Origin of the sequence: Streptomyces sp. NBC_01092 (assembly GCF_045039535.1) — a bacterium.
Taxonomy (GTDB): Bacteria; Actinomycetota; Actinomycetes; order Streptomycetales; family Streptomycetaceae; genus Streptomyces.
This window is the reverse complement of sequence record NZ_CP108659.1, coordinates 6,369,081-6,395,632: the sequence shown is the minus strand read 5'-3', so window position 1 is coordinate 6,395,632 and position 26,552 is coordinate 6,369,081. Positions and strand designations below refer to the sequence as shown.

Below are 26,552 nucleotides of genomic sequence, written 5' to 3'. Positions count from 1 at the left end.
AGGACGCCGGATCACCCCGGCTCGGCCGAGCAGACGGGTGCTTCGTGCCCGGCGGCGGTCTGCTGGCTCGGCAGAGGCTGCGGCGTCGGCCGGCCGAGCGCCCGCAGCGTCCAGCCGGCCGACCTCCACAGGGCCGCGTCGAGGGCGTTGCGCGCGTCGAGGATCCTGCGCGAGGGCGTCACAGCGGCGAGTTCGGCGGGGTCGATCCGGCGGTAGTCGGACCACTCGGTCAGATGCAGGACGAGATCGGCGCCCTCGCACGCCTTGACCACGTCGGGGACGTAGTCGAGCAGGGGCAGGACGGCCCGCGCATTGTCGATTCCCCGCGGGTCGTGGAGCCGTACGTCCGCACCTTCACGGTGGATCGCGGCCACGACGGCCAGGGCGGGCGAGTCACGGACGTCGTCGCTGTCGGGCTTGAAGGTGGCACCGAGGACGGCGATACGGCGTCCCTCGAACCCGCCGCCCGCCATGTCCCGGGCGATGTCGACGGTGCGGCGCCGCTGCCGGGTGTTGATGGCGTCGATCTGGTGCAGGAACGACACCGCGGCGCCGACGCCGAGTTCCTCGGCGCGGGCCGTGAACGCCCTGATGTCCTTGGGGAGGCAACCGCCGCCGAAGCCGACCCCGGCCGAGAGGAAGCGGCGGCCGATGCGGGTGTCGTACCCGAGGGCGTCGGCCAGGGTGGTCACATCGGCACCCGTGGCGTCGCAGACCTCGGCCATGGCGTTGATGAACGAGATCTTGGTGGCGAGGAACGAGTTGGCCGCGACCTTCACCAGCTCGGCGGTGGCCGGTCCGGTGCTGATGTACGGCACGCCGACCCGCAGCAACGGCGCGTACACCTCGCGCAGGATCCGGTCGGCCCCCGCGGACCGGACGCCGACCACCAGCCGCTCGGGGCGGAGCGTGTCCTGCACGGCGAAGCCCTCCCGCAGGAACTCCGGGTTCCAGGCGACCTCGACGTCCTGCCCCCGCGGGGCGAGCTCCTCGACCCGCGCACCGAGCCGGGCGGTGGTCCCCACGGGGACCGTGGACTTGCCCACGATGAGGCACGGGCGTCGCAGCCGGGGCGCGAGCCCCTCGATGACGGCGTCGACCGCCCGCAGATCGGCGGCGGGCGAGTCCCGGCGCTGCGGGGTGTTCACGCAGACGAAGTGCACGTCGCCGAAGTCGGCCGCCTCGTCGAGGGCGGTGGTGAAGCGCAGTCGCCCCGAGTCGACGGCTCTGCCGAGAACGTCCTGCAGACCTGGCTCGTAGAAGGGCACCCTGCCCTCACCGAGGGCCGCGATCTTCTCGGCGTCGATGTCGACGCCCAGCACCTCGTGTCCGAGTTCCGCCATGCACGCGGCGTGCACGGCACCGAGGTATCCCGTTCCGATGACGGTCAGTCGCATCTCGCTGGCCTCTTCTGTGTCAGTCCGGATAGCCGGACGGGTTGAGCTCCTGGAACCGCCACGCGTCCTCGCACATCGCGGCGAGGTCCCTTCTCGTGGTCCAGTCCCAGGCACGGGCCACGGCAGCGGGATCGGCGATGAGAGCCGGTACGTCTCCGGGCCGGCGAGCGGTGATCTCGTACGGGATCGGCCTGCCGCAGGCGCGCTGGAAGGCGGCGACGAGTTGGAGCACCGAGGTGCCCTGTCCCGTACCGAGGTTGAAGACGCGCATGCCGGTGTCGTCGTCGAGGTGTTCCAGTGCGGCACGGTGGCCCTCGGCGACATCCATCACATGGATGTAGTCGCGCACCCCCGTGCCGTCGGCCGTGGGGTAGTCGTCGCCGAAAACGCTGAGCTTCGGGAGCCTGCCGGCGGCGACCCGGGCGAGGTAGGGCATCACGTTGTTGGGCACTGCTGTCCGGGGCACCTCACCGAGCAGTCCGCCGGGGTGCGCACCGACCGGGTTGAAGTAGCGCAGGGCCAGGACGGACAGCTCGGGCACGTGTCGGCAGATATCGGCGAGCATCTGCTCACAGAGCCACTTCGAGGCGGCGTACGGGTTGGTGGGGGCCGCCGGGTCCTGCTCGGTGATCGGGACGCGGGTGGCGTTGCCGTAGATCGAGCAGGAGGACGAGAACACCAGACGGTGGACCTCGTGGTCGCGCATCGCGCGCAGCAGTGCCGTGGTGCCGCCGACGTTGGTGTCGTAGTACTCGACGGGCAGTTCGACGGACTCCCCCACGGCCTTTCTCGCCGCGAAGTGGATGACGGCGTCGATGCGGTGCTCGTCGAACACCCGGGACAGCGCGCGCCGGTCGAGCAGGTCGAGTTCGTGGACGGCGGCCGGCGGGCGGGCGGCGATCTTCGCAACGCGGTCCAGCGCGCCGGGCGAGCTGTTGGAGTAGTCGTCCACCACCACCACGTCGTAGCCGTGATCGAGGAGTTCGACACAGGTGTGGCTGCCGATGAATCCGGCGCCACCGGTCACCAGGACCGTGGTGCGACCGGGCATGGTCACCTCTCCTCGGCCGCGGCGTCGCCCGCCCGGCCGCGGAACCACTCCACCGTCCGCCGTACGCCCTGCGCGACCGGTACTTCCGGGTGCCAGCGCAGGTGTGCGCCGGCGCGGCCGATGTCCGGGCGGCGGCGGACCGGGTCGTCCACGGGGAGCGCCTGATACCGGATCTCCGAGTCCGAGCCCGTGATCCCGAGGACGAGATCGGCGAGATCGGCCACCGTCCACTCCTCGGGGTTGCCGAGGTTGATCGGGCCGGTCTCGGCCGAGTCCAGCATCGCCACCAGGCCACGGATCAGGTCGCTCACGTAGCAGAAGCTGCGGGTCTGCTTGCCGTCTCCGTAGATGGTCAGCGGTTCGCCGCCGAGGGCCTGGGCGATGAAGCTGGAGACGACCCGGCCGTCGTGCGGGCGCATGCGCGGGCCGTAGGTGTTGAAGATCCGGACGATGCCCACGTCGACGCCGTGTGTGCGGTGGTAGGCGAGGGACAGGGCCTCGGCGTACCGCTTGGCCTCGTCGTAGACGCTGCGCGGTCCGACTGGGTTGACGTTCCCCCAGTAGCTCTCCTCCTGAGGATGGACGAGCGGATCGCCGTAGACCTCGCTCGTGGACGCCATGAGGAACCGGGCGCCTGCGCGCCGGGCCAGTTCGAGGGCGTTCTCGGTACCCCGGCTTCCCACGGCGAGGGTCTGCAGGGGCAGCCTCAGATAGTCCGGGGGTGACGCCGGGCTCGCGAGATGGGCGACGGCGTCGACCGGACCGGGGACGTCCACGGTCACGCTCACATCGGCGTGGATGAATTCGAATGCAGGGTATTTCCGCAAGTTTGCGATGTTCTCGGGACGGCCCGTACTGAGGTCGTCGAGGCACACCACGGCGTCTCCACGCCGCAGCAGCGCCTCACACAGATGCGAACCGAGAAAACCGCCGCCACCTGTCACGGCAACGCGCATGGCTTTTCTCCAGGGTTACAAGAGGGGAGGGAGATGCTCACGCGGAGCCTCGAAAGGATATAAGCGGATGGTCGCTTCTTCCTGGGGCGGGAAAAGGCTGTGCACTGTTTGGCGGACAGCCGGCGGCGGACAGGAATTCGGCGATGAGGCGGCACATCGTGCATTGCCGCGAGCCGGCCGATCACTCGCACGTGTGAATGGGTGGCCCGCGCGTCGCGCATTTCGCCGCGCCGGGTGACTGGATCCTGTCCCCATGACGCAGCTGACGTCCGTCACGGTCCGGGGAATGCGCTGGACCTATTTCGCCGGCGTGGCGGCCGCCGCCGTCCAGATCCCCTATGCGGCCACGATGGCGCGGCTGCTCACACCCGAGGACTTCGGACTGATGGCCCTGGCCTATCTGGTGCCGCGCTTCGCTCACCACTTCGCACAGGGCGGGGTGAGTTCAGCGGTGGTTCAGCGGCCCTCGCTGACCGGCCGCGACGTGCGCGTGATCTTCGCCCTGGCCCTCACCGTCGGCAGCTGCTGCTCCGCGGCGGTGTGGCTCATTGCGCCGTACGGCACCGAACTGGTCCGAGGACCCTCAGAACTGACCGGCATGATCCGGGCACTTGCCCTGGGTCTGCTGATCACGGCTCTGGGTGCCACCTCGACCGGGCTGCTGAGCCGGAGCATGCGCTACCGGGCCGTCGCCCTCACCGACTTCTTCTCCTTCGTCGTCGGCTACTGCGTCGTCGGCATCACCTCCGCCCTGCTCGGCGCGGGCGTGTGGAGCCTCGTCTACGGCACCCTCGGCTGGAACCTGCTGCTGGCCCTGCTGTCCTACGCCATGGTCAGGCACTCCCTGCGCCCCCTGTTCGACGTGCGCGCGATGCGCGAGGTGATGCGCTTCGGCGGCAAGGTGTCGGTGAACGGCTTCCTGGAATACCTCACCGCCGACCTGCCCAAGCTCGCCATCGGCCGCTACGTGGGCGTCGCCGCCGCGGGGCTCTACGACCGCGCCGCGCTCCTGGCGTCGTTTCCGCTGCAGCAGATCCAGCAGGCGGCGAGCAAGGTGCTCCTGCCCGCCCTGAGCCGCATCCAGCACGAGACCGGCCGGCTCGCCGCCTCCTACGCCGACGCCATGGCCGTGACCACGCTCGTCCTGTTCTCCCTGTGGGCGGTGATCGGCGCGAGCAGCGAGCAGCTGGTGGCCCTGCTGCTCGGCGGCCAGTGGCGGGGCAGCGCGGCGCTGATGCCGATCCTCGGCCTGATCAGCGTGCTCGGCCTGGTGGCGCAGATCTCGGGCACGCTGGTGGAGGCCATGGGCGCGGTGGGCCGCAAGGTGATCATCCATCTGGTGCAGTTGCTGGTGCTCGTCGCCGGCACTTTCGTCGCGCTGTTCCTGGGCGGCGGGGTGCAGGGGCTGATGACGGCGGTGCTGGTGAGCCAGCTCGTCAAACAGGCTCTGTTCTACGTGTGGTTGAACCGGCTCTTCCCCACGGTCCGGCGGCCGGTCGCGCAGGGCTACGCTCAGGCGGCCACGCTCTCCGGTCTGATCTGGACCGCCCTGTGGTCCGTGCAGCGGGTGCTGGAGGGCAGTTGCCCCGGGCCGGTGATCCTCGCGGCCCAGCTGGCTGCCGCGGCCATGCTGGCGCTGTGCTGTGTGCGGTTCGGGGCGGCCCTGCACGGCGTCCGGGTCGCCCGGGAACGCGGGCTGCTGCCGGCCGCGCTCACGCGCCCGCCGGCTCCCGGTCAGTAGGCGCCGTTTCCCTCGACGACAGCGCGCAGGGTACGGGAGAGGATGCCGAGGTCGACGGCGGGAGACCAGTTGTCGACGTAGTGCAGATCCAGGGCCACGGTCTCGTCCCAGGACAGGTCGGAGCGTCCGCTGATCTGCCACAGCCCGGTGAGCCCCGGCTTGACGCACAGCCGCCGCAGCTCCACCTCGTTGTACTGCGCGACCTCCTCGGGCAGCGGCGGCCTCGGTCCCACCAAGGACATGTGACCCTGCACCACGTTGACCAACTGGGGGAGCTCGTCCAGCGAGAAGCGGCGCAGTACCCGGCCCACCCGCGTGGTCCGGGGATCGCGACGCATCTTGAACATCAGCCCGTCGTGTTCGTTGGTCTTCGCAAGCTCGTGCTTGAGCTGTTCGGCGTCGGCGACCATGGTGCGGAACTTCGCCAGGGTGAAGTGGCGACCCTGGTGCCCGACACGGATCTGGCGGTGCAGGACCGCGCCCGGCGAGTCCAGCCGCACGGCGATCGCCACCACGGCGAACACCGGGGCGAACAGCACCAGCAGCACCGCGGCACCCGCACGGTCGAGCATGCCCTTCGCCAGGAGGGCGCCGCCGCGGGCCGGCGGAGTCACGTGGAGCGTCGTCAGGCCGGCCAGGGTCGCGACGGTGACCCGGCGCTGCACCACCTCGGTCAGACCGGGGACGACGACGAGCGGACAGCCGTCCTCGTGCAGGGCCCATGACAGCCGACGCAGTCGCTCGGCGGCCATGGTCGGTCCGGACACGACGAAGACCAGGTCCACCTCCAGCCCACGGACCGACGCCAGCACCGGCACGGAGTCGTCGGACAGCTGCGCGGGAAGCCGCCGGGCCAGCCGTGCCGCGACCGGGGCGATCAGGTTGGGGGTGTCGTCGCCGATCGGGCACACGCCGACCACGACGAACTCGTGGTCGGTGCGGCGTGAGAGACGGTTGACCAGGCCGTTGAGGGCGGCCGTCTCACCGATCACCAGGGCCCGGCGGACCCCTCGTCCGTCACGTCGGCGCGCCTGGAGGTGGCGGTGCGTCAGGGTCTGGCAGGCGGCGGTGAACGCGAGACACACGACCAGGGCGGACGGCACGAGATGGCGGGGGGAGTCCTCGCCGGTCGCCGCCCTCACCGCGGTGAGCAGCGCCACCAGGACCATGCCGTCCCGCAGCAGGGGCTGAGCGTGGCCGCGCTCCCCCAGGGCGCGCCAGCCGTACCGCGTGCGCGCGGCCCGTACGAGGACCCAGGCCACGGACACGACCGCCGCGTAGTACACGGCGTGTGCCTGGTCGAACAGACGGAAGGCCGCGTACACCGGCACGGCCGCGCCGATCACGTCGACGACGACCGTGGTCGGCGCGTACCAGGCCGGCTTGCCGCGCCGTCTTCGCCTCACGCGCGACGGACTCCCGTCGGAGCGCATCCGCGTGCGCCCCGGCAGCGGCACATGGGGCACGTCTCCCCGAACAGTCACTGCCACCATCTCCAACCGGCTCCAGCGGATCACTTGGGGTCCGTGCGCCTGTCCATGGGATGAAGCCGACGACGGTGGCCGTGAGGTCCAGGGCCTCATGCGAGGCGCGGCAGGCTGCGGACGGCACCGAGTGTCTCTGACACATGCACGGCGAGGCGGACGGCGACGCTCATCACAACAAAACGATCACCCGATGAGCAGCATCAGCCTCTCGAACCGGGTGACGACCACCGCTTCCCCGTTCGCTCGGCCAGGCGGGTGGACTCACCGCGGCCACCTTCCCCAAACGTCACGGAGAGTCAACGGTTGCGCAAGGTTGTCCGTCATGCCCGAGTTGATCCGTGACGGCCGGAGGAGCTAGTCGTGGCTGATACCGATGCGGTGGTGCCCAGGACCCCGGGCACCACGACCGAAGGCACGCTGCTGTGAGGATCGCGGTGGTCCACAGCTTCTACACCGCCGCGACGCCCAGCGGGGAGAACGCGCTCGTACGGGATCAGGTGCGCGCGCTCGGGGCGGCGGGCCACGAGGTGGAACTGTTCGACGCCCACACCGACGAACTGGCGCGTGATCCGCTCTACCCCCTGCGGGCGGCGGCACGTGTGGCGTCCGGCAGGGGCAGCAACCCGCTGGCCCAGGTACGTGCGTACGCCCCCGATCTCGTGCACGTCCACAACCTCTTCCCCAACTACGGGCGCTCCTGGGTACGGCAATGGGCGGGCCCGCTCGTGGCGACCCTGCACAACTACCGGCCGATGTGTGCCGCGGCGACCCTGTACCGTGCGGGCGCGGTGTGCACACGCTGCCCCGACGGCGACCGGTGGGCGGCCCTGCGGCACGGCTGCTACCGCGATTCCCGGGCCGCGACGCTGCCGCTGGCCTGGGCCGGACGGCACGGCCCCGCACGCGACCCGCTGCTGGCCCGCGCGGACCGGCTCGTGGTGAACTCCCGGTTGAGCGAGCGGACGTACCGGGGCGCCGGCGTGCCCGCCGAGCGCCTGCTGCTCGTCCCCAACTTCGTCGACGCACCGCTGTCCGGCGACACACCGGGCCCCGACAACGGCCGCTGGCTCGTCGCCGCGCGCCTCTCGGCCGAGAAGGGTGTCCTGGAACTGCTGCGCCAGTGGCCGGCCCACGAGCCGCTGGACGTCATCGGCGACGGCGAACTCCTCGCCGCCTGCCGGGCGACGGCCCCCGCCTCCGTCCGCTTCGTGGGCCAACTCGACCGGGCGGAACTGTGCCGACGGATGCCTTCCTACCGCGGGCTGGTCTTCCCCAGTCGCTGGTACGAGGTCCAGCCCTGTGTCCATGTCGAGGCCCTGGCGGCCGGGCTGCCGGTCCTGGCGTTCGAGGGCTCGTCGGTGGCCGAGGCAGTACGGGACCACGGCACCGGCCTGGTCACGACGTGGGACGAGCCCCTCGCCCCGGTCCTGGCCGAGGCGGCCACCCGCTTCCCCCGGCTGCGTGACCACTGCCGGCGGATCTATGCCGACCACTTCACGGAGCAGGCCTGGCTCACCCGTATCTCGGAGGCGTACGAGGAGGCGACGCACGTCGCCCGTGGCCGCGTCGCGGCGCCCACCCCGTAGGAGGGCCTGCGTGGCCAGGCAGGCGAACGAGGGCGATTCGTGACAGCGAGAGTGGACATGGCGTATCCGAGGACTGACGTGGCCGCGCGCATGCCGCCCGTGCGCCACCGCCCGTCCGGGGCCTCGGCGGCCGAACCAGGACCCGCCGCGGACCGCCGGCCGGTCGCCGGAGTGGTCGCGGTCACCGTTCTGCTCGCCGGGAGCCGCTGGGGTTCGCACATTCATGTGGGACCGCTGTACATCGGCGACTTCCTGCTGTGTGCCGCCTTCCTGGCCGCCACCTGGACGGCGTTGCTCTCCGGGAAAGGGTCCGAGCGCGTCCACGGGCCGGGAGTCCTCATCGGACTGCTGCTGCTGGTGACGGGGTTCCGGCTGCTCACCGTGCAGGACGATCTGCGGGTGGCCCTGCGGGACGCGGCGCCCTTCGCCTACGTGGCCATCGCCTATCTGTCCGCGGGTGCCTACCAGCGATCGGGTGACCGCGGCCGGGAGCGCACGGTCCGGCTGCTCCACGGGGGACTGCTGCTGCACCTGGCATGGATGGTCGTGGCGACGCTCGCACCGGCCTTCGTCGCGACCCTGCCGAGCGTGGGCAGTACCCGCGTCTTCGAGATCAGGACCGACTTCGACGTGGCGGTGCTCGGTGTGCTGGCGGGCCTGTCGATCCTGCGGATGAGGCGGGGGCGGATCTGGCTGCACGCCTCGGTGACGGCCGCCGCGCTGGTGACGGGCCTGGCCCAGGTGAACAGAGCCGGGCTCTTCTCGTGCTGTGCGTGTGTGCTGGTGGCCGTCATGCTCAGGGCGGCCGGTGACGGGCGCCTCCGGCTTCGTGCGGTGCTGCTCGGCGCGATCGCCGTCCTCGCCACGGTGGCGGTGCTTCCGATCTCCCCGGCCGGCCAACGCCTCCTGGCACTCAACGAGACCGCCACAGCGTCCTCCGAGCTCGTGGAGAACGCGCACGGCACCACCCGCGCACGGCTGATCGCCTGGGAGCGGGTCCTGACGTACACCCTCGACGATCCCGTGCGGTCGGCCGTCGGCGTGGGATTCGGACCGGACTTTCTGCAACAGTCCAACGGCGATCTCCCCATCGGCCGGGGAATGGGGGTGCGTTCCCCGCACAACTACCTGCTCACCACCTTTGCCCGGCTCGGCTTCGTCGGCCTCACCGTCGTCGTCGCCCTGCTGGCGAGTCTTGTGACCATTGCCGTCAGAACCGTCCGCCGAGGTCCGCCCGACGAACTGACGTCGTTGTGCGTGCTGTTGGTGGTCTCCCTGCTCATCGTCGCCCTGCTGGGCGTCATCCTCGAATCGCCCTTCGGCGCCGCTCCCTTCTTCTGGGCGGCCGGAATTCTCCTCGCCGGCGAACGGTCGCGGCGGGCCCGTGTCCGGCGGGAGCCGGAACAGGATCCCTTGGTCAGCTCTCCTCAGGAGGCGATTGCATGAGTGTCGCGGTGGTGACCGGCTCGGCCGGTCTGATCGGTTCCCAAGCGGTACGGCACTTCGCGCGCCTGGGACTCGATGTCGTCGGCATCGACAACGACATGCGCTCACGGTTCTTCGGGCACGAAGCCTCTACCGCGTGGAACGTGCGACGCCTGTCGGCGGACCTCGGCAGCGTCTACACGCACCGCGACGTGGACATTCGCGACCGGGACGCGCTGGCGGCCGTGTTCCGGAAATACGGCCGGGACATCGCCGTCGTCATCCACACCGCGGCCCAGCCCTCCCACGACTGGGCGGCACGCGACCCCCTGCTGGACTTCGACATCAACGCCGGCGGCACCCTCAATGTGCTGCAGAACGTCCGCGAGCACTGCGCCGACGCCCCGCTGATCCACTGTTCCACCAACAAGGTGTACGGCGACCGCCCCAATTCCCTGCCGCTGGTGGAGCGGGAGACACGCTGGGAGATCACCGAGGACCACCACTACGCCGCCGGCATCCGCGAGGACATGTCGATCGACGCCTGCCTGCACTCGGTGTTCGGCGCCTCCAAGGTGGCCGCGGACATCATGGTCCAGGAGTACGGCCGCTACTTCGGACTCCGGACGGCGTGCTTCCGCGGCGGCACCCTCACCGGCCCCGGCCACTCCGCCACGGAACTGCACGGGTTCCTCGCCTATGTGATGCGCTGCGCCATGGAGCGACGTACGTACAAGCTCATCGGGTACAAGGGCAAACAGGTACGGGACGCCATCCACAGTCACGACGTCGTCACCGCGTTCGAGGCGTTCTTCCGCAACCCGCGCAGCGCGGAGGTCTACAACCTCGGCGGCGGCCGGCATTCCAACACCTCCAATCTCGAAGCGATCGCACTGGCCGAGAAGATCTCCGGGAACGAGGTGCGGGTCGAGCACGTCGAGACTCCCCGCACCGGCGACCACATCTGGTGGATCAGCTCCAACGCGCGTTTCGAGTCGCACTATCCCGCATGGCAATTGATGTACGACGTCCCCATGATCATGAACGAGATCCACGAGGCCAACATGGACAGATGGACGCCGGTCCGGTGAAAGAGGGCGGGGTGCTGCCGGGCCCGGGGAAGAGGAACGTACTCGGCGTCCTCGTCGACGCGACCACCTATGCCTCGGCGACGGACGACGTGCTCACCGCGGCCCGGCAACGCCGCCCGTTCGCGGTCACCGCGCTGGCCGTGCACGGCGTGATGACGGGCGTGCTGGACCGGGAGCACGGAGCCCGCCTCAACTCCTTCGACCTGGTGACCCCCGACGGCCAGCCCGTGCGCTGGGCGCTGAACCTGCTCCACGGCACGGCGTTGAAGGACCCGGTGTGCGGCCCGGACCTGACGCTGCACGTCCTGCGCGCCGCGGCCGACGAGGGCCTCCCGGTGTATCTGTACGGCTCGACGGAGTCGACGCTGGAAAGTCTCGTGCTGAACCTGGAGAACACCCTGCCCGCGCTGAAGATCGCCGGCCGCGAGGCGTCCGGGTTCCGGGCCGCCCGCCCCGGCGAGGACCTGGAGATCGCCACACGGATCACCGAGTCCGGGGCACGCCTTGTCCTGGTCGGGCTCGGCTGCCCACGCCAGGAGATCTTCGCGCACGCCATGCGTCCGCTGCTGCCGATGCCGCTGCTCGCGGTCGGTGCCGCGTTCGACTTCCACGCGGGAAACCTGCGCAGACCACCGCTGTGGATGCGCCGGCGCGGGCTCGAATGGCTGTGGCGGCTGTGCCTGGAACCGCGCCGGCTGTGGCGCCGGTACGTCGTGCTCAACCCGCACTACCTGCTGCTGCTCGCGGCACAGTGGGCCCGGCTGAGGCCGGCCGTCCCGCCACCCCCCGCGACGGACACGCAGCTCGAGTTCCCGGTGTGATCAGCCCGAACCGACCGCCTCGGGCCGGGCCGGTGCGCGCCGCGTGATGCGACCGCGCCCGTCCGTGGCGTCCTCGGCCAGCCCCCGGATCAGCCCATGGTCCGCAGAGAGCCCGCACGCCGGATCCGTACGGCCCGCGTCCCCCGTCAGCGCGTAAGCCTGGCAGCGGCAGCCGCCGAAGTCCTCCTCGCGGCGGGAGCAGCTGCGGCAGGGGTCGGGCATCCAGTCGGTGCCGCGGTAGCGGGTGAACGCCTTGGAGTGGTCCCAGATCCAGTCCAGCGGGTGGTCCCGGACGTTCGGCGGGTCCAGGTCCGGCAGCGAGGCGGCGGCCGGGCAGGGCAGGACGGTGCCGTCCGGGGTGACGGTGAGCGAGACCGCTCCCCAGCCGCCCATGCAGGGCTTGGCGACGCCGTCGAAGTAGTCGGGGACGACCCAGACCAGCTCGGGCCCGTTCGGGAGCCGCCCGCGCCACCGCTGCACCGCCTCCCGCGCCCCGGCGAGCTGCTCACGGGTGGGCAGCAGCGCGGCGCGGTTGAGCAGGCCCCAGCCGTAGAACTGCGCATTGGCCAGCTCGATGCGGTCCACTTCCCAGGCCACGCCCAGTTCGACGAGGGCGTCCAGGGCGTCGAGGTTCTCGCGGTGCAGGACGACGTTCAGGCCGAGCGGCAGGCCCGCGGCCCGCACCAGCTCGGCGGCGCGTTCCTTCTCGGCGAAGGATCGGCGTCCGGCGATGCGGTCGGAGGCGCGCGGGTCGGCGTGCTGCACGGACAGCTGGACGCTCTTCAGCCCGGCGGCGGCGAGTGCGGCCAGGCGCGGCTCGCTCAGGCCCACGCCGCTGGTGACCAGCTGGGTGTAGATGCCGGCCGCCTCGGCCGCGGCGACGATCTCCGTCAGGTCCCGTCGCAGCAGCGGCTCGCCGCCCGACAGATGCATCTGGACGACGCCGAGCTCGCCCGCCTGGCGCAGCACGTCCGTCCACTGTGCGGTGGTCAGTTCGCGTGAACGGCGCGTCAGCTCAAGGGGGTTGGAGCAGTACCCGCAGTGCAGCGGGCAGGCGTGGGTGAGCTCGGCGAGCAGGGCCCAGGGTCGGGCGGGGGCCGCGGCGGCGGGGCCCGGCGGCGGATCGGTCGGGGTCATCGCAGCCAGCCCTCCGTGCGCAGCCGTTCCAGGAACAGGGGGACGTCGGTGGCCACCGGGGCGTCGGGGAAGCGCGCGGCCAGTTCCTCGACGATGTCGCCGACCCTGCGGGTGCCGTCGCACAGGCCGACCACCGCGCCGGCCGAGCCCGTCAGGACGCCGACGCGCTCCGGGAGGAGCAGCAGGTCCGCGTCCCGTACGGGGTCGTGGCGCCGCACGATGGCGGGGGCCAGGGCGGGCCGCCAGTCGGTGCCGGGCGGCGCGTTCACTCCTGCTCCCCGCGGCTCGCCCCGTCCACGGTGTCCAGCAGCGACCACAGCACGTCGCACTTGAAGCGCAGCGCGGCCACGGCACGCTCCTGGTCGTCGCGGGTGCGGGCCCAGCCCATCACCAGGTCGAGCGCCTCGCGGCTGTCGCGCCGCCCCTGGGAGACACGGGTGCGGAAGTAGGCGAGGCCCTCGGCGTCGATCCACGGGTAGTGGCGCTCGAAGGCGTCGATGCGGGTGCGCATCAGGTCCGGGGCGGACAGTTCGGTCAGCGAGGCGGCGACGGCCTCCAGGGGTGGACGCAGCCGGCAGAAGTTGACGTAGCCGTCGACCGCCAGCCGTACGCCCGGCAGCACCGAGTCGGCGCGCAGCAGCATCTCGCGGTCCAGGCCGGCCGCCTCACCGAGCCGCAGCCAGCGCTCGATGCCGCCCTCGCCGGTCTGCGCCCCGTCGTGGTCCTGGATGCGGCGCAGCCACATCCGGCGCAGGTCGGAGGTGGGCAGTTTCGCGGTGATCAGGGCGTCCTTGACGGGGATGAGCCGCTGGTAGTGGAAGCGGTTGACGATCCAGCGGCGCAGTTCCTCCGGGCTGAGGTCGCCGCTGTGCATCCGGAGGTTGAAGGGGTGCAGGTGGTGGTAGCGCTGCTCCCCCACCGCGCGCAGCCGCGCCTCGAACTCCGTGGTGCTCCAGGGCTGCGCGGGCGGGGCGAGGGTCGTGTTCGCAGCTGGCGTGTTCATGGCTCGATCACCATCCCGTCGTGGGCCACCTCGATGCCCAGCCGGGCGAGCCGCTTGTGCTGGGGCGCGGCCGGGTCGACGAGGGGGTTGGTGTTGTTGAGGTGCGTGTACAGGCACCGGGCGGAGAGGCCGGCCAGCCGCTCGGCGGTGCCGTCCGGGCCGTCGATGGGCAGATGGCCCATGCCGGTGGAGGTGCGGGAGGAGATGCCGGTGCGGCGGGGCTCCTCGTCGTCCCAGAAGGTGCCGTCGACGATGACGCAGTCGGCCTCGGCGGCGGCCTGCTGGAGCCGGTCGGGCCAGGCGGCCAGCGCCGGGGCGTAGAGGACCGAGGCGCCACAGGCGGGGTCGTACAGGCGCAGCGCGACGACCCAGGCGCCGTCGTCCGGGGCGTCGGCGGCGTAGCGCGGGCGCTTGCCGGACACCGGGATGCCGGTGACCTGGAGGCCGTGTCCCGCACCGTCCAGCGGCTCGGCGCCGCGCCCGGGCAGCTCCCGCCAGGTCACGTCGGTGTACGGCGCCAGCACCTCGCCGAGGCGCAGGCGGTCAAGGAGCGTCTGCCGGACCGGGGCCGTCGCCAGCACCTGGAGCCGCTCGGCCTCGCGCAGCCGGGCGATGCCCAGGGTGTGGTCGAGTTCGGCGTCGGTGAGGATCACTCCGGCGACCGGGCTCTGCCGGGGGCCGGGCCCCGGGTGGAGCTCGGGCCGGACCTCGATCTGGTCGCCGATGTCGGGGGTCGCGTTGACGACGTACCAGCGGCCCTCACCGGTGCGTACGGCGAGCGAGGCGTGCCGGCGGCGTCGGTGCGGGTGGGCGCGTGCCCCGGAGCAGCCGGGGCACGCGCAGTTCCACTGGGGGATGCCGCCGCCGGCGGCGGTGCCGAGTACCAGCAGCAGCATGGCAGCGGCTAGCGGGTGCTGAGCGAGTAGGCGGTGACTTCCAGCGCGGTGTCGACGACCTCGAAGGCGGGGGCCTGCCAGGTGGTGTCGTCCGTCGTCGCGGGGGTCTGCTCGACCGGCTTCAGCGGTTCCTTGGTCTCGTGCATCGGTCGTACGTCCCTTCTGGTGGGGTTACTTGACGGGTTACTCGGGGAAGGGGCCGGGTCACTTGATCGGGACGCGGAGGATCTTGTCGTTGCCGTATCCCAGGTCGCTGGTGCCGACCCACAGTTCGTTCGCGCCGGGCACCTTGGCGATGGCGCGCAGCCGGCCGTACGTTCCGGGGTAGAAGGCGCTCTTCGTGCCGAGGCGTTCGCTGTTGCCGTCGATCGGGACGCGCCACAGCCGCTGCCCGCGCAGCGCCGACACGTACAGGACGTTGCGTACGACGGCGAGCTGGGCCGGCACGCCCTTGACGGGGCTGAAGGTGGCCTTCGGGCCGGTCATGCCCTTGACGGAGCAGGAGCCCTCGCAGCTGGGCCAGCCGTAGTTGGCGCCCCGCTTGATCAGGTTGAGCTCGTCGTGGGTCTGCCGGCCGATCTCCACCGACCACAGCCGGCCCTTGCGATCCCAGGCCAGGCCCTGCGGATTGCGGTGGCCGTAGCTGTAGACGTGGTTGCCGAACGGGTTGCCGGGGGCCGGCTTCCCGCTCTTGGTGATCCGCAGGATCTTGCCGTTGATCGAGTTCTTGTTCTGCGCGAGCTTCGGCTGGAGTGCCTCGCCGGTGGTGACGTAGAGGTACTTGTCGGGGCCGAACGCGATCCGGCCGCCGTTGTGGTCGCCGCCCCGCCGGATGCCGGTGAGGATCGGCTTGTAGTTGCGCAGCGAGGAGCCGTCGTAGTCCATCCTGACGACGCGGGTCTCGTTCTTCGTGGTGTGCATGAAGAACACCTGCTTGTCCTTCTTGCCGTCCCAGGTCGGCGACGGAGCGACCCCGAGCAGCCCGCCGGCGCCCTCGTCGTACGGCTCCGGAACCGTGTACGGCACCTCGCCGACCCACTTCTTGTGGCCGGCCCGGTCGAGTCGGTAGACCTGGTAGGACAGCCGCTCGGTCACCAGGGCGGTCCGGCCGTTCGGCAGGAACGAGATGCCCCAGGGGGTGTGCCACCCCTTCGACAGCGTCTTGGCGCCGGCCGGGGCGCCGCCGTCGGCGGTGGTGGGGGCGGCAGTCACCGGCTGGGCCAGGCCGGTCGCCAGCAGCGCGACCGCGGTGGCGAGCGAAGCTATCCCGAACCTGGATGAATGCTGCATCGAGCGGCGTATGTCGGTCATGTGGACGTCCTTCGTCGTACTCGAATTGACGGTGGGCAGCGCTACTTGACGACGACGCGGAGGATCCGGTCGCCCTCCGCGTGCCTCGACGTGCCCATCCACAGCTCGCTGCGGCCGGGGACCTTCGCGAGGGCACGCAGTGCGTACCCGGAGAAGACCTTGGTCTTCGCGCTGTCGCCCTTGCCCGCGAGAGCCGAGGCGATCGGGACGCGCCAGAGCTTCCAGCCGCGCAGCGACGACACATACAGGTGGTCGCCCACAACAGCGACCTGGGCGGGGGCCGTGGTGTGATCCCAGGTGACCTTCGGATTGGTCATGCCCTTGACGGAGCAGTGGCCCTCGCAGGTGGGCCAGCCGTAGTTGGCGCCCCGCTTGATCAGGTTGAGCTCGTCCTTCGCTTCCTGCCCTATTTCCGCCGACCACAGCCGGCCCTTGCGGTCCCACGCCAGGCCCTGCGGATTGCGGTGGCCGTAGCTGTGGACGTGGTTGCCGAACGGGTTGCCGGGAGCCGGCTTCCCGCTCTTCGTGATCCGCAGGATCTTGCCGTTGACCGAGTTCTTGTCCTGCGCGAGCCTCGCGTGCGTGGCCTCGCCGGTCGCGACGTAGAGGTACTTGTCGGGGCCGAAGGCGATCTTGCCGCCGTGGTGGTTGGAACCCCGCTTGAGCCCGCCGAGGATCACGGTGTAGCCGCTCAGCGACTTGCCGTCGTAGTTCATCCGCACCACCCGGCTCTCGGTCGCCGTGGTGTGCATGAAGAACACCTGCCTGTCCCTGCGGCCGTCCCAGGTCGGGGACGGTGCGACTCCCAGGAGCCCGCCCTTGGCGGCGTCACCGGGCCGGAAGACAGCCACCTTCGGCACCTTGCCGATCAGGGTCCTGCTGCCGTTGTCGCGCAGGCGGTAGACACGGGCGCTCTCGTTCTCCGTCACCAGCGCCGAGCGCCCGTCCGGCAGGAAGGAGATGGCCCACGGATTCGACCAGCCCGTGGACAACTTCGTTACGTCGACGGCGGCTTGCGGGGCGAGATCCGTGGCCACGGCGGTGGTGGACGGCACCGCACCGGCCAGCAGGGCGGCCGCAGCGGTGAGCGAGGTTATGCAGAACCGGGACGAATAACGCACCCAGTGCCCTGAATGTGCCATGCCGACACCTTTCTTGATTCCTCACAGCACTCTTTTCGAGGCGTGATCGGCATGCCACTCGGGGGGAGCCACGAGGGTGAGAAAACAGCGAAAGGGCCCGTACGACCGAAGTCGTACGGGCCCTCTCAGGTGCTCGCGCTGGAGCTACCAGGTCAAGTCAACAAGCTTACTTGTTGATCTTGGTGACCTGGCCGGCGCCGACCGTCCGGCCACCCTCACGGATGGCGAACTTCAGGCCCTCTTCCATGGCGACGGGCTGGATGAGCTCAACGGTCATCTCAGTGTTGTCGCCCGGCATGACCATCTCGGTGCCCTCGGGGAGGGTCACGACGCCGGTCACGTCCGTCGTACGGAAGTAGAACTGCGGACGGTAGTTGTTGAAGAACGGCGTGTGACGGCCGCCCTCGTCCTTGGACAGGATGTACGCCTGCGCCTCGAACGAGGTGTGCGGGGTGACCGAGCCGGGCTTGATGATGACCTGGCCGCGCTCGACGTCCTCGCGCTTGATGCCACGGAGCAGCAGACCGACGTTCTCACCGGCCTGGCCCTCGTCGAGCAGCTTGCGGAACATCTCGATGCCGGTGACCGTGGTGGTGGTCTTCTCGGTCTTGATACCGACGATGTCGACGGTCTCGTTGACCTTGAGGACACCACGCTCGATACGACCGGTGACGACCGTGCCACGACCGGTGATCGTGAAGACGTCCTCGATCGGCATCAGGAACGGCTTGTCGACGTCACGCTCGGGCTGCGGGATGTTCTCGTCGACGGCCTTCATCAGGTCGAGGACGGTCTTGCCCCACTCGGCGTCGCCCTCAAGAGCCTTGAGCGCCGAGACCTTGACGACCGGCAGGTCGTCGCCCGGGAACTCGTACTCGGAGAGGAGCTCACGAACCTCGAGCTCGACGAGCTCCAGGATCTCCTCGTCGTCCACCATGTCGGCCTTGTTCAGCGCGACAACGATGTAGGGAACGCCGACCTGGCGGGCCAGGAGCACGTGCTCCTTGGTCTGCGGCATCGGGCCGTCGGTGGCGGCAACCACGAGGATGGCGCCGTCCATCTGCGCCGCACCCGTGATCATGTTCTTGATGTAGTCCGCGTGACCGGGGCAGTCGACGTGGGCGTAGTGACGCGTCTCGGTCTGGTACTCGACGTGCGCGATGGAGATGGTGATACCGCGCTGGCGCTCCTCAGGAGCCTTGTCGATCTGGTCGAAGGCCGAGGCCTCGTTCAGGTCCGGGTACGCGTCGTGCAGCACCTTGGTAATGGCGGCCGTAAGGGTCGTCTTACCGTGGTCGATGTGACCGATGGTGCCGATGTTGACGTGGGGCTTAGTCCGCTCGAACTTCGCCTTCGCCACGGGGTCCTCCTGTGGAGTGGTTCTGAACGCCTTGCTTCATCGGCGCCAGGTGATCTTTGCTGGAAAGCCCGGGCCTCGGGGCAAACATCCGTGTTTGCGGGTGTTTGCCCCTGAAGGCTCCGGAGTCAAGCCTAAAGCGTGTGAACGCGGAGCGTTACTCGCCCTTGGCCTTCGCGATGATCTCCTCGGCGACGTTCCGCGGAACCTCGGCGTAGGAGTCGAACTGCATGGAGTAGCTGGCCCGGCCGGACGTCTTGCTGCGCAGGTCGCCGACGTAACCGAACATCTCCGAGAGGGGCACGAGGCCCTTCACGACGCGGGCACCCGCCCGCTCCTCCATGGCCTGGATCTGGCCACGGCGGGAGTTGATGTCGCCGATGACCTCACCCATGTAGTCCTCGGGCGTGGTGACCTCGACGGCCATCATCGGCTCGAGGAGCACGGGGCTGGCCTTGCGCGCGGCCTCCTTGAAGGCCTGCGAACCGGCGATCTTGAAGGCGAGCTCCGAGGAGTCGACCTCGTGGTAGCCACCGTCGATCAGGGTGACGCGCACGCCGGTCATCTCGTAACCGGCGAGGATGCCGAACTGCATGGCCTCCTGCGCACCGGCGTCGACCGAAGGGATGTACTCCTTCGGGATACGACCACCGGTCACCTTGTTCACGAACTCGTACGAGGCGTCGCCGCCCTCGATCGGCTCGATCGCGATCTGCACCTTGGCGAACTGGCCGGTACCACCAGTCTGCTTCTTGTGCGTGTAGTCGACGCGCTCGACGGCCTTGCGGATCGTCTCGCGGTAGGCGACCTGCGGCTTGCCGACGTTGGCCTCGACCTTGAACTCACGGCGCATACGGTCGACCAGCACCTCAAGGTGCAGCTCGCCCATACCACCGATGATGGTCTGGCCGGTCTCCTCGTCCGAGTGGACCTGGAAGGACGGGTCCTCCTCGGCCAGGCGCTGGATCGCGACGCCCAGCTTCTCCTGGTCGCCCTTCGACTTGGGCTCGATGGCGACCTGGATGACCGGCGCCGGGAAGTCCATGGACTCCAGGATGACCGGGTTCTTGTCGTCGGACAGCGTCTCACCGGTGGTGGTCTGCTTCAGGCCCATGACGGCGATGATGTCGCCGGCGCCCACCGAGTCGATCTCCTCACGCTTGTTCGCGTGCATGCGGTAGATCTTGCCGATGCGCTCCTTCTTGCCCTTGACGGAGTTCAGCACGGCAGTGCCGGACTCCAGGCGGCCCGAGTAAACCCGGACGAAGGTGAGCTTGCCGAGGTGCGGGTCGCTCATGATCTTGAACGCCAGCGCGGACAGCGGCTCGTCGTCGGACGGCTTGCGCTTGACGACCAGCTCGGGGTCCTTCACGTCGTGGCCCTCGATGGCCTCGACGTCGAGCGGGGTCGGCAGGTAGCGCACGACCGCGTCGAGCAGGGGCTGGACGCCCTTGTTCTTGAACGCGGTGCCACAGAACACCGGGGTGACCGTGGTGTCGCTGGACTTGCCGGACGCGATGGTGATGCGACGGATCGCGGCGTACAGCTGCTCCTCGGTGGGCTCCTGGCCCTCCAGGTACAGCTCCATGATCTCTTCGTCGTTCTCGGCGACGCCCTCGATCAGCTTGCCGCGGTACTCCTCGGCAGCCTCGGTGTGCGTGGCCGGGATGTCGACGACGTCGTACATCTCGCCCTTGGCGGCCTCGGCGGACCACACGAGCGCCTTCATGCGGACCAGGTCCACAACGCCCTTGAAGTCCATCTCGGCGCCGATCGGCAGCTGCATGACCAGCGGCTGCGCACCAAGGCGGTCCGAGATCATGTCGACGCAGCGGTGGAACTCGGCACCGGTGCGGTCCAGCTTGTTCACGAAGCAGATGCGCGGCACGCCGTAACGGTCGGCCTGACGCCACACCGTCTCGGACTGCGGCTCGACACCGGCGACACCGTCGAACACCGTCACGGCACCGTCGAGCACACGCAGGGAGCGCTCCACCTCAACGGTGAAGTCGACGTGCCCAGGGGTGTCGATGATGTTGATGGTGTAGTCGTTGTCCTCGAGCGGCCAGTGACAGGTGGTCGCAGCAGACGTGATCGTGATGCCACGCTCCTGCTCCTGCTCCATCCAGTCCATGGTGGCAGCGCCGTCGTGGACCTCACCGATCTTGTAGCTGACGCCGGTGTAGAAGAGGATCCGCTCGGTGGTGGTCGTCTTGCCCGCGTCGATGTGGGCCATGATCCCGATGTTGCGGACCTTGGCCAGGTCAAGTGAAGTGGTAGCCATAAGGCTTCAGTCTTCTCTCGGTCTCGATGGGGTCTGCGACTACCAGCGGTAGTGCGCGAAGGCCTTGTTGGACTCGGCCATCTTGTGGGTGTCCTCGCGCTTCTTCACGGCCGCACCGAGGCCGTTCGAGGCGTCGAGAAGCTCGTTGAGGAGACGCTCGGTCATGGTCTTCTCGCGACGGGCGCGGGAGTAACCGACCAGCCAGCGCAGCGCGAGCGTGTTGGCGCGACCGGGCTTGACCTCGATCGGAACCTGGTACGTCGCACCACCGACACGGCGGGACTTGACCTCGAGGGTCGGCTTGATGTTCTCCAGCGCGCGCTTCAGCGTGATGACCGGGTCATTGCTGGTCTTCTCGCGCAGGCCCTCCATGGCGCCGTACACGATGCGCTCGGCGGTGGAGCGCTTGCCGTTCAGCAGCACCTTGTTGATCAGCGACGTGACCAGAGGAGAACCGTAGACCGGGTCGATGATGACCGGGCGCTTCGGGGCGGGGCCCTTACGAGGCATTTCTACTTCTCCTTCTTGGCGCCGTAGCGGCTGCGGGCCTGCTTGCGGTTCTTGACACCCTGGGTGTCAAGGGAGCCGCGGATGATCTTGTAGCGAACACCGGGCAGGTCCTTCACACGGCCACCACGCACGAGCACGATGGAGTGCTCCTGCAGGTTGTGTCCCTCACCCGGAATGTAAGCGGTGACCTCGATCCCGCTGGTCAGACGCACACGCGCGACCTTACGCAGGGCCGAGTTCGGCTTCTTCGGGGTGGTCGTGAACACACGCGTGCAGACGCCGCGACGCTGGGGCGAACCCTCGAGTGCGGGCGTCTTGTTCTTCTCGACCTTGTCCTGCCGGCCCTTCCGGACCAGCTGCTGGATCGTAGGCACTACTTCTCCGGTTTCTGTGTGCCGAATGGTGAAGCTAACCTGGAACGTCGCCGACCCACGCGGTCGGGTGTGTCGAATCCAGCGAACTTCCGCCGTGAGGCGAAAAGAGCACAGATTACGGTGGCCGCTCACGGCTCGCTATGCGGTTGAAGGCACGCACAAGAGCCAGGGCACACCCCAGGCACAAGGTCTGAGCGTACCTACCTCATACGCTGCGGTCAAAACAAATGGGCCCCGCCCGCATCGCCATACGGCCGATGTCAAGACCGCACGGCGGGTTTGATCTTCGAATCGCCGATCCGGGCATGCCAGAGTCCCTCAGCCGGCCCCCGATTCGGACAAGGCGGCGGCCACCATCAGCAGCGTCAGCAGCACCACCCAGCCCGCGGTCGACAGCCACCCGAGCACGAGCCCGGTCAGCGCCAGCGCGTCACCGCCCTGCCCGGTGCGGCGTATCTCGGTACGCGCCGCGTGCCCCAGGACCACGGCCGGAATGCCGGTCAGCCCGAAGCTCACGAGACAGAGCACCCCGCACACCGCCGCCCCGACGGCCTTGCTGTTGGTCTGCGGCCGCGGCGACGCCAGGAACGTCCCAGGTACGGGCGTGACGGGCGCCGGCTGCGGCATGGGGCCCTGCGGCAGGTCGGAGACGAGCAGGGCCAGCTCCCCCACCGTACGGGCCGTATAGGCCCGCGTGACCCGCTTCTCGAACTCGGGCTGCTCCAGCCGTCCTTCCCCGTACCCGGCCCGGAGCACATCCACGGCCCGCTCACGGTCGGCGTGCGAGGCGAGCATCGACGGGGCGCTGGGCGCGGACCAGGGCTGTGGCGCGCTGCTCCCCTGCCATGGCTGCCACGGCTGCCACGACGGATGCGTCATGGAACACCTCCCCCGTACTGGTCGGAGTCCTTCCATGATGCGCCGAACCGGCATTGCGGGCATCGGGGTCCACCCGGAGAAAACCCGGAGACGGCACCGGGGAACGCCGAAGGGCGGCCACCTCGAAAGGTGACCGCCCTCGACTGTGCCTGAGTCAGGCTGCTCGCTTACTGGTTGTACGGACCGTAGTCGTAGTCCTCCAGCGGAACGGCCTGGCCGGAGCCGGTGCCGAACGGCGAGTAGTCGATGTCGTCGTAGCCGACGGCCGAGTACATCGCGGCCTTGGCCTCCTCGGTCGGCTCGACCCGGATGTTGCGGTAGCGGGACAGACCCGTACCGGCCGGGATGAGCTTACCGATGATGACGTTCTCCTTGAGGCCGATGAGGCTGTCGGACTTGGCGTTGATCGCCGCATCCGTCAGGACTCGGGTCGTCTCCTGGAAGGAGGCGGCCGACAGCCAGGATTCCGTCGCCAGCGAGGCCTTGGTGATACCCATCAGCTGCGGACGACCGGAGGCCGGGTGACCGCCCTCCTGGACCACACGACGGTTCTCGGTCTCGAACTTCGAGCGCTCGACCAGCTCGCCGGGCAGCAGCTCGGCGTCGCCGGACTCGATGATCGTCACACGGCGCAGCATCTGCCGGATGATGATCTCGATGTGCTTGTCGTGGATCGACACACCCTGCGAGTTGTAGACCTTCTGGACCTCGCCGACCAGGTGGACCTGGACGGCACGCTGACCCAGGATGCGCAGCACGTCGTGCGGGTTGGTGGCACCCACGGTGAGCTTCTGGCCCACCTCGACGTGCTCGCCCTCGCTGACCAGGAGTCGGGCACGCTTCGAGATCGGGAACGCCGTCTCGTCGCTGCCGTCGTCCGGGGTGACGACGAGCTTCTTGGTCTTCTCGGTCTCCTCGATCCGGACGCGGCCGGTGGCCTCGGAGATCGGGGCGACACCCTTCGGGGTACGGGCCTCGAAGAGCTCGACGACACGCGGCAGACCCTGGGTGATGTCGTCACCGGCCACACCACCGGTGTGGAAGGTACGCATCGTCAGCTGGGTACCGGGCTCACCGATGGACTGGGCGGCGATGATGCCGACCGCCTCACCGATGTCGACCAGCTTGCCGGTGGCCAGCGAACGGCCGTAGCACATCGCGCAGGTGCCGACGGCAGACTCGCAGGTCAGGACCGAGCGGGTCTTGACCGTCTCGATGCCGGCCGCGACCAGCTGGTCGATGAGCACGTCACCGAGGTCGACGCCCGCCGGGGCGAGCACCTTGCCGTCCACGACGATGTCCTCGGCGAGGCAGCGTGCGTACACGGACGTCTCGGCATTGTCCGCCTTGCGCAGGACGCCGTCGGCGCCACGCTCGGCGATGGCCAGCTTGAGGCCACGGTCGGTGCCGCAGTCCTCCTCGCGGATGATGACGTCCTGGGAGACGTCGACCAGACGACGGGTGAGGTAACCCGAGTCGGCGGTACGCAGGGCGGTGTCCGCCAGACCCTTACGGGCACCGTGCGTGGAGATGAAGTACTCCAGCACGGACAGACCCTCACGGAACGAGGCCTTGATCGGACGCGGGATCGTCTCGTTCTTCGCGTTCGACACCAGACCACGCATACCGGCAATCTGACGCATCTGCATCATGTTGCCTCGTGCACCCGAGTTCACCATCATGAAGATCGGGTTGGTCTTCGGGAAGTTCTCGTTCATGGCCTCGGCAACCTCGTTGGTCGCCTTGGTCCAGATCGCGATGAGTTCCTGGGTGCGCTCGTCCTTGGTGATCAGACCGCGCTCGTACTGCTTCTGGACCTTCTCGTCCTGCGCCTCGTAGCCCTTGACGATCTCCTTCTTCGCGTCGGGAACGACGACGTCGGAGATGGCGACGGTGACGCCGGAACGGGTGGCCCAGTAGAAGCCGGACGCCTTCAGGTTGTCGAGCGTCGCCGCCACGATGACCTTCGGGTAGCGCTCGGCGAGGTCGTTGACGATCTCGGAGAGCTGCTTCTTGCCGACCTCGTAGTCGACGAACGGGTAGTCCTCGGGCAGCAGCTCGTTGAAGAGCGCGCGGCCCAGAGTCGTCCGCAGACGGAACGAGTCACCCTGCTGCCACTCCGGCTCGCCCTCTTCCTGCGCCGGCGGCATCCAGCCGCGGGGCGGGATGGTGCCGACCGGGAAGCGGATGTCGATCTTCGACTGGAGCGAGAGCTCGCCCGCGTCGAAGGCCATGATCGCCTCGGCCACGGACGCGAAGGAGCGGTCCTCGCCCTTCACGTTCCGCATCTCGCTGTCGGTCGTCAGGAAGAACAGACCGAGGACCATGTCCTGGGTCGGCATCGTCACCGGACGGCCGTCGGCGGGCTTGAGGATGTTGTTCGAGGACAGCATCAGGATGCGGGCCTCGGCCTGCGCCTCCGCGGACAGCGGCAGGTGCACGGCCATCTGGTCACCGTCGAAGTCCGCGTTGAACGCGGTGCAGACGAGCGGGTGGATCTGGATGGCCTTGCCCTCGACCAGCTGCGGCTCGAAGGCCTGGATGCCGAGGCGGTGCAGGGTGGGCGCACGGTTCAGCAGAACCGGGTGCTCGGCGATGACCTCTTCGAGGACGTCGTACACGACCGTGCGGCCGCGCTCCACCATGCGCTTGGCGCTCTTGATGTTCTGCGCGTGGTTCAGGTCGACCAGGCGCTTCATCACGAACGGCTTGAAGAGCTCCAGCGCCATCGCCTTGGGCAGACCGCACTGGTGCAGCTTCAGCTGCGGACCGACGACGATCACGGAACGCGCGGAGTAGTCCACACGCTTGCCGAGCAGGTTCTGACGGAATCGACCCTGCTTACCCTTCAGCATGTCGCTGAGGGACTTCAGCGGACGGTTACCGGGACCGGTGACCGGGCGACCACGACGACCGTTGTCGAAGAGGGCGTCAACAGCCTCCTGAAGCATGCGCTTCTCGTTGTTGACGATGATCTCGGGAGCGCCGAGGTCAAGCAGCCTCTTCAGACGGTTGTTGCGGTTGATCACACGGCGGTACAGGTCGTTCAGGTCGGAGGTCGCGAAGCGGCCACCGTCCAGCTGCACCATCGGGCGAAGGTCCGGCGGGATGACCGGGACGCAGTCGAGGACCATGCCCTTGGGGCTGTTGGAGGTCTGCAGGAAGGCAGACACGACCTTCAGCCGCTTCAGCGCACGGGTCTTCTTCTGGCCCTTGCCGGTACGGATGATCTCGCGGAGGCGCTCGGCCTCTTCGTCGAGGTCGAAGGACTCCAGGCGCTTCTGCAGCGCCGCGGCACCCATCGAACCGTCGAAGTAGGTGCCGAAGCGGTCCCGCAGCTCGCGGTAGAGCAGCTCGTCGCCCTCGAGGTCCTGGACCTTGAGGTTCTTGAAGCGGGTCCACACCTCGTCGAGGCGGTCGATCTCGCGCTGCGCACGGTCACGCAGCTGCTTCATCTCGCGCTCGGCACCCTCGCGCACCTTGCGGCGCACGTCGGCCTTGGCACCCTCGGCCTCAAGCTCGGCGAGGTCCGTCTCGAGCTTCTTGGCGCGGGCCTCCAGGTCGGCGTCCCGGCGGTTCTCGACCTGCTGACGCTCCACGGAGACGTGCGCCTCCAGGGAGGGCAGGTCGCGGGTACGGCGCTCCTCGTCGACGAACGTGATCATGTACGCCGCGAAGTAGATGACCTTCTCGAGGTCCTTCGGCGCCAGGTCCAGCAGGTAGCCGAGGCGCGAAGGAACACCCTTGAAGTACCAGATGTGCGTGACGGGCGCGGCCAGCTCGATGTGGCCCATCCGCTCACGGCGCACCTTGGCGCGAGTCACCTCGACGCCACAGCGCTCACAGATGATGCCCTTGAACCGGACACGCTTGTACTTGCCGCAGTAGCACTCCCAGTCCCGGGTCGGACCGAAGATCTTCTCGCAGAAGAGTCCGTCCTTTTCGGGCTTGAGGGTGCGGTAGTTGATGGTCTCGGGCTTCTTGACCTCGCCGTGGCTCCACTGACGGATGTCGTCAGCGGTGGCCAGACCGATCCGGAGCTCATCGAAGAAGTTGACGTCGAGCACTATGCGTCAATCCCTCTCAGGGTTGTAAGTCTTTGGT

Annotated in this window: 22 protein-coding genes; 5 read left to right on the top strand and 17 right to left on the bottom strand. The window is 69.1% G+C overall.

Translation table 11 applies throughout. The annotated features are described in order from the left end of the window. Window positions 1-11 precede the first annotated feature (11 nt). Genes OG254_RS29255 through OG254_RS29245 form a run of 3 tightly spaced genes read right to left on the bottom strand, consistent with a single transcriptional unit; the run spans window position 12 to window position 3,404 of the window. On the bottom strand, window positions 12-1,397 hold the full coding sequence (locus OG254_RS29255) for a UDP-glucose dehydrogenase family protein (RefSeq protein WP_405587420.1): 1,386 nt from the start codon (window positions 1,395-1,397) through the stop codon (window positions 12-14). Window positions 1,398-1,416: 19 nt separating this feature from the next. Then, window positions 1,417-2,448 (bottom strand): UDP-glucose 4-epimerase GalE, encoded by a 1,032-nt coding sequence (gene galE / locus OG254_RS29250; protein ID WP_405587418.1) that lies wholly within the window; start codon window positions 2,446-2,448, stop codon window positions 1,417-1,419. Between the two features lie 2 nt (window positions 2,449-2,450). Beyond that, window positions 2,451-3,404, bottom strand: a complete 954-nt coding sequence (locus OG254_RS29245) for a UDP-glucuronic acid decarboxylase family protein (protein ID WP_405587415.1) — start codon at window positions 3,402-3,404, stop codon at window positions 2,451-2,453. A 253-nt stretch (window positions 3,405-3,657) separates the two neighbouring features. On the opposite strand from OG254_RS29245, the gene OG254_RS29240 reads away from it, so the two are divergent. Next, window positions 3,658-5,145: a lipopolysaccharide biosynthesis protein gene (locus OG254_RS29240; RefSeq protein ID WP_405587412.1), complete on the top strand. Its 1,488-nt coding sequence runs from the start codon at window positions 3,658-3,660 to the stop codon at window positions 5,143-5,145. Here the strand turns inward: OG254_RS29240 and OG254_RS29235 are convergent. Then, window positions 5,139-6,551: a sugar transferase gene (locus OG254_RS29235; protein ID WP_405587409.1), complete on the bottom strand. Its 1,413-nt coding sequence runs from the start codon at window positions 6,549-6,551 to the stop codon at window positions 5,139-5,141. The genes OG254_RS29240 and OG254_RS29235 overlap by 7 nt on opposite strands. Before the next feature lie 503 nt (window positions 6,552-7,054). Between OG254_RS29235 and OG254_RS29230 the strand changes: the two genes are divergently transcribed. From OG254_RS29230 to OG254_RS29215, 4 genes are read left to right on the top strand one after another with little or no spacing between them, the layout of a single operon-like run. Next, complete coding sequence (locus OG254_RS29230) at window positions 7,055-8,218, top strand: glycosyltransferase family 4 protein (protein ID WP_405587406.1); 1,164 nt, start codon at window positions 7,055-7,057, stop codon at window positions 8,216-8,218. A 39-nt stretch (window positions 8,219-8,257) separates the two neighbouring features. Beyond that, complete coding sequence (locus tag OG254_RS29225) at window positions 8,258-9,664, top strand: O-antigen ligase family protein (RefSeq protein ID WP_405587403.1); 1,407 nt, start codon at window positions 8,258-8,260, stop codon at window positions 9,662-9,664. Beyond that, window positions 9,661-10,734: an NAD-dependent epimerase/dehydratase family protein gene (locus OG254_RS29220; protein ID WP_405587400.1), complete on the top strand. Its 1,074-nt coding sequence runs from the start codon at window positions 9,661-9,663 to the stop codon at window positions 10,732-10,734. The genes OG254_RS29225 and OG254_RS29220 overlap by 4 nt, the downstream gene beginning before the upstream one ends. After that, complete coding sequence (locus tag OG254_RS29215) at window positions 10,716-11,555, top strand: WecB/TagA/CpsF family glycosyltransferase (RefSeq protein ID WP_405587397.1); 840 nt, start codon at window positions 10,716-10,718, stop codon at window positions 11,553-11,555. Before OG254_RS29220 ends, OG254_RS29215 begins: the two co-directional genes overlap by 19 nt. On the opposite strand, the gene pqqE is transcribed toward OG254_RS29215, so the two are convergent. The 13 genes from pqqE to OG254_RS29150 all read right to left on the bottom strand — a co-directional run bounded on the left by pqqE (window position 11,556) and on the right by OG254_RS29150 (window position 26,515). Next, a complete protein-coding gene (gene pqqE / locus OG254_RS29210) occupies window positions 11,556-12,692 on the bottom strand; it encodes a pyrroloquinoline quinone biosynthesis protein PqqE (protein ID WP_405587394.1) in 1,137 nt (378 codons plus the stop codon). Continuing rightward, window positions 12,689-12,961, bottom strand: coding sequence for a pyrroloquinoline quinone biosynthesis peptide chaperone PqqD (gene pqqD / locus OG254_RS29205; RefSeq protein ID WP_147995155.1), 273 nt, complete (start codon window positions 12,959-12,961; stop codon window positions 12,689-12,691). The genes pqqE and pqqD overlap by 4 nt, the downstream gene beginning before the upstream one ends. Next, the gene (gene pqqC / locus OG254_RS29200) at window positions 12,958-13,695 is read right to left on the bottom strand and encodes a pyrroloquinoline-quinone synthase PqqC (protein WP_405587390.1); all 738 of its coding nucleotides are present in this window, start codon (window positions 13,693-13,695) and stop codon (window positions 12,958-12,960) included. Before pqqC ends, pqqD begins: the two co-directional genes overlap by 4 nt. Continuing rightward, window positions 13,692-14,591, bottom strand: coding sequence for a pyrroloquinoline quinone biosynthesis protein PqqB (gene pqqB, locus OG254_RS29195; protein ID WP_405587387.1), 900 nt, complete (start codon window positions 14,589-14,591; stop codon window positions 13,692-13,694). Before pqqB ends, pqqC begins: the two co-directional genes overlap by 4 nt. An 8-nt stretch (window positions 14,592-14,599) precedes the next feature. Continuing rightward, window positions 14,600-14,737: a pyrroloquinoline quinone precursor peptide PqqA gene (gene pqqA, locus OG254_RS29190; RefSeq protein ID WP_147995152.1), complete on the bottom strand. Its 138-nt coding sequence runs from the start codon at window positions 14,735-14,737 to the stop codon at window positions 14,600-14,602. Window positions 14,738-14,795: 58 nt separating this feature from the next. Next, complete coding sequence (locus OG254_RS29185; protein WP_405587383.1) at window positions 14,796-15,902, bottom strand: PQQ-dependent sugar dehydrogenase; 1,107 nt, start codon at window positions 15,900-15,902, stop codon at window positions 14,796-14,798. A gap of 41 nt (window positions 15,903-15,943) precedes the next feature. Then, a complete protein-coding gene (locus tag OG254_RS29180) occupies window positions 15,944-17,044 on the bottom strand; it encodes a PQQ-dependent sugar dehydrogenase (RefSeq protein ID WP_405587380.1) in 1,101 nt (366 codons plus the stop codon). 166 nt (window positions 17,045-17,210) lie between these two features. Next, window positions 17,211-18,404 carry an elongation factor Tu gene (gene tuf / locus OG254_RS29175; protein ID WP_147995149.1) on the bottom strand — a complete coding sequence of 398 codons (1,194 nt, stop codon included), beginning with the start codon at window positions 18,402-18,404 and terminating at the stop codon, window positions 17,211-17,213. A 154-nt stretch (window positions 18,405-18,558) separates the two neighbouring features. Beyond that, a complete protein-coding gene (gene fusA / locus OG254_RS29170; RefSeq protein ID WP_405587376.1) occupies window positions 18,559-20,685 on the bottom strand; it encodes an elongation factor G in 2,127 nt (708 codons plus the stop codon). 39 nt (window positions 20,686-20,724) lie between these two features. Then, window positions 20,725-21,195 carry a 30S ribosomal protein S7 gene (rpsG, locus tag OG254_RS29165; RefSeq protein ID WP_005481264.1) on the bottom strand — a complete coding sequence of 157 codons (471 nt, stop codon included), beginning with the start codon at window positions 21,193-21,195 and terminating at the stop codon, window positions 20,725-20,727. Window positions 21,196-21,197: 2 nt separating this feature from the next. Beyond that, window positions 21,198-21,569, bottom strand: a complete 372-nt coding sequence (gene rpsL / locus OG254_RS29160) for a 30S ribosomal protein S12 (protein ID WP_003948652.1) — start codon at window positions 21,567-21,569, stop codon at window positions 21,198-21,200. Between the two features lie 318 nt (window positions 21,570-21,887). Continuing rightward, complete coding sequence (locus OG254_RS29155; RefSeq protein ID WP_405587373.1) at window positions 21,888-22,448, bottom strand: DUF1707 and DUF4190 domain-containing protein; 561 nt, start codon at window positions 22,446-22,448, stop codon at window positions 21,888-21,890. A 167-nt stretch (window positions 22,449-22,615) separates the two neighbouring features. Beyond that, window positions 22,616-26,515, bottom strand: a complete 3,900-nt coding sequence (locus tag OG254_RS29150) for a DNA-directed RNA polymerase subunit beta' (RefSeq protein WP_405587370.1) — start codon at window positions 26,513-26,515, stop codon at window positions 22,616-22,618. Between the last annotated feature and the right edge of the window lie 37 nt (window positions 26,516-26,552).